2 protein-coding genes and 1 pseudogene are annotated in these 2,612 nt (G+C 76.9%); 1 reads left to right on the forward strand and 2 read right to left on the reverse strand.

Annotated features, from left to right (window positions below; translation table 11 throughout):
• Positions 1 to 49 precede the first annotated feature (49 nt).
• Positions 50 to 913, forward strand: a complete 864-nt coding sequence (locus tag KS423_RS43185) for a serine hydrolase (RefSeq protein ID WP_224285162.1) — start codon at positions 50 to 52, stop codon at positions 911 to 913.
• A 19-nt stretch (positions 914 to 932) separates the two neighbouring features.
• Here KS423_RS43185 and KS423_RS43190 read toward each other — a convergent pair whose 3' ends face one another.
• The gene (locus KS423_RS43190) at positions 933 to 1,856 is read right to left on the reverse strand and encodes a LysR family transcriptional regulator (protein ID WP_224285163.1); all 924 of its coding nucleotides are present in this window, start codon (positions 1,854 to 1,856) and stop codon (positions 933 to 935) included.
• A gap of 9 nt (positions 1,857 to 1,865) precedes the next feature.
• Positions 1,866 to 2,612 (reverse strand): annotated as a pseudogene (locus KS423_RS43195) (diaminopimelate decarboxylase); the annotation flags it as partial.

Below are 2,612 nucleotides of genomic sequence, written 5' to 3' on the forward strand. Positions count from 1 at the left end.
GCGGCGGGCGGCCGACCGCGATCCGGGCCGGAGAGGTGGTGCGGGTCCGATGAGCCTCGCCCAGGTGGCCGCCGCCGCGCGCAGCTCGGCGGCGCTCCCGCTGACCCTCGCGGTGGCCGCCGTCGACGTGGACGCCCCCGGCCCGGACACCGGTGCCGACGGCGGTGCGGTCGGGGTGGACGACACCGTCGTGCTGCCCGTCGCCAGTGCCTCCAAGCTGCTGCTGCTGGCCGAGGTCGCCCGGCGGCTGGACACCGGAGAACTGACGGCCGGGCAGCCGGTGGAGATCCTCCCCGAGGACGTCACCGGCGGCACCGGCCTGCTCGGCCGGCTCAGCCGCCCGGGCTGGACGGTGGAGGACCTGGCCTGGCTGACCGCCGCGGTCAGCGACAACACCGCCACCAACGCGCTGCTGCGGCTGGTCGGCCTGCCGGCCACCGCACGGCTGGCGCGCGACCTCGGCCTGGAACGGCTCACCCTGCACGACCGGGTGCGCGACGAGCGCGGGCCGGACGTCCCGCCGGTCTTCGCCACCGGCACCGCCCGCGACCTGGCCCGCCTGGTGGCCCTCGCGGTCCAGGGCACCATGGCCACCCCGGCGGCCTCGGCCCGGCTGCTCGGCTGGATGCGCGCCAACACCGACCACGGCCTGGTGCCCGCGCTGATCGACCACGACCCGTACGCGCCCGGCTTCCCCGAGCCGCTGCCCGGCCGCCTGCTGGTGGCCAACAAGACCGGTACGGACACCGGGGTACGGGCGGACGCGGGCGTCATCGTGGGCGCCCGCCGGGTGGCCTACGCGGTCGTCTCGCACTGGGACGTGGCGCTCGGGCCCAGCACCGAACGGGCCGCCGTGCACGCCATCCGGGACGTCGGCCGGGCGCTCGCGGCCTGGGCCCAGCGGCCCGCCTGACGGCTTCGAGCCGGGGGGATCAGGCCCACTGCATGTCGAGCAGGGACCTGATCTCCCCGGCGGCGGCGCCGAGTTCGGCGAGGAAGGCCTGGAGCACCGGGTTGCGGTTGGTGGCCCGGGTGGCCACCCCGATCCGGCGGTGCAGCTGGGGGTGGTCCAGCCGGCAGACGTGCACCCCGGCGCTGTCGGCCAGGCCGAGCGCCGGGATCAGCGCGACGCCCATGCCGGCCCGCGCGAGGTTGATGGTGACCTGGTAGTGGTCGCTGCGGCAGCGCACCCGGGGGCGGAACCCCTCGGCCGCGCAGGCACGTTCGAGCACCGGCTCGCCGGTGCTGCCGCCGTGGGTGCCGATCCAGCTCTCGCCCTCCAGCTCGGCCAGCCGCACCACCGAGCGCCGCCCGAGCCGGTGCCGCAGCGGCACCACGACCAGCTGCGGCTCCTCGAAGTACATCCGCACGTCCACCGCCGCCTGGCGGCACCACGGGTCCAGCGGGTGCTCGAAGACCACGGCCGCGTCCAGCCGGCCGGCCTCCAGGTCCGGGACCAGCTCGTGCGGCTGGCCCATGATGAGCTCCAGCTCCACCTGCGGGTTCCCGGCGGCGAACGCGGCCAGCGCCCGGGGCAGCAGGTCCAGCCCGGCGGAGGCGAAGAAGCCGATCCGCAGCACGCCGGCCGCGCCCTGGGCGTGCGCCCGCAGGTCGTCCTGCGCGACGGCCATCAGGTCGGCGATCGCCTGGGCGTGCTCGGCCAGCCGGACGCCCGCGGGCGTCAGGCGCAGGGACTGCGGAGCCCGTTCCACCAGCGCGACACCCAGCTCGTGCTCCAGACGGGCGAGCTGGTGCGAGATGGCGGACGGGCTCAGGTGCAGGGCCTGCGCCGCGGCCACGATGGTGCCCCGGCGGGCGATCTCCAGGAGGACGAGCAGTCGGGCGCTGTTCAGCATCGGCCCAGGTTATGAGGCGAGTGCCCGCTGCGCAGCCACCGGCTCCCCGGCGCCGCCGTCGGCGGCCACGTCCAGCCGGAGCAGGTCGTGCTCGGTCTCGCGGCGCACCACCAGGCGGGCCTCGCCGTCCCGGACGAAGACCACGGCGGGCCGCGGGAGCTTGTTGTAGTTGGACGCCATGGCGTAGCCGTAGGCGCCGGTCACCGGGGTGGCCAGCAGGTCGCCGACCCGCAGGTCGGCGGGGAGCGCGGCGTCGTCGACGATCACGTCGCCGCTCTCGCAGTGCTTGCCGACCAGCCGGGCACGCCGAGGGCGGGGCGCCTCGGGGCAGCGGGGCAGGAACGCCTCGTAGCGGGCGCCGTACAGCGCGGGGCGCAGGTTGTCGCTCATCCCGCCGTCCACGCTGACGTAGGTGCGCACGGCCTCGATCCGCTTGACGGTACCGACCCGGTACACGGTCAGCCCGGCCCGGGCGGCGATCGAGCGGCCGGGCTCGACGCCCACCTCGCCGCTCCAGCCGGCCCCGCGCACCGCCGCGCGGACCCGCTCGGCCCAGACGGCGAAGGAGGGGGCGCTCTGCCCGTTCAGGTAGGCCACGCCCAGGCCGCCGCCGACGGTCAGCCGGCGCAGGCCGTGCTCCACCGCGAACCGGGCCACCGCCGCGGCGCCGTCGGCCAGCTCGGCCGGGTCCAGCACCTGGGAGCCGACGTGGGCGTGGACGCCTTCCAGCCGTACGGCTGCGGAGCCCGCGGCCCG

The sequence above is a fragment of the Streptomyces sp. LS1784 genome (genome assembly GCF_020103755.1).
GTDB lineage: Bacteria > Actinomycetota > Actinomycetes > Streptomycetales > Streptomycetaceae > Kitasatospora.

Bases quoted from the DNA above. Each gene is read 5' to 3' on its own strand.
- KS423_RS43185 (WP_224285162.1), top strand. From the start codon at position 50: ATGAGCCTCGCCCAGGTGGCCGCCGCCGCGCGCAGCTCGGCGGCGCTC.
- KS423_RS43190 (WP_224285163.1), bottom strand. From the start codon at position 1,856: ATGCTGAACAGCGCCCGACTGCTCGTCCTCCTGGAGATCGCCCGCCGG.